We start from the raw sequence: 564 nt of genomic DNA, 5'->3' as shown, positions 1-564 counted from the left end.
CACAAGGTGGTTGGCAGACATTGGGTGGGATCTCTACTCCAGGTCAACAGATGGGGCCAGGTAAAGCTGCTACAACTGGTATCCGAATGGTAGATCGAGCTGTTCAGTTAATGAATAGCGTTCGTAAAAATGGCGGTGATATTCGTGAAGTTATCAAACCTCAGGATATCAAGAAACTAACTGATGCAGAACTTGATGCTCGTGCTGCTGGTGTAAAAACTGATAATGATTATCTTACTCGTGTTAAAGATGGTGAGATGGCTTTGTCCACTATCCAGCGTCAGATTGACGAACAACCAGTTGGTTCTCAACAGTGGGAAGATGCTGTAAAAGCTAAAACTGAGATGGCTGCTCAGAGCGGTTCTGCTGCTGCTACTGCTCGTGCTACGTCACTGATGAACAAAGTTGACATGCCGACTATTTCCATGAGCCATAATGTTGAGTTCACTGAAGTTATTGCCAATCAGAATAATCCTAAAAACCTTATGTCTGATTATCATGGTGTATCTCATGCTGAAGCTCAGAGAGGTCTGGAAGCTCATAAGAAATCCAAACCTATTGACA

Annotated in this window: 1 protein-coding gene; it reads left to right on the top strand. The window is 43.4% G+C overall.

Features of this window, described 5'->3' with window-relative positions:
* Window positions 1-564 (top strand): hypothetical protein (locus tag N1032_RS26990; RefSeq protein ID WP_259543772.1); only part of this gene is annotated, 564 nt, incomplete at both ends.

Origin of the sequence: Herbiconiux daphne, from assembly GCF_024979295.1 — a bacterium.
Lineage (GTDB): Bacteria > Actinomycetota > Actinomycetes > Actinomycetales > Microbacteriaceae > Herbiconiux > Herbiconiux daphnes.
This window is presented reverse-complemented; position numbering and strand designations above follow the sequence as displayed.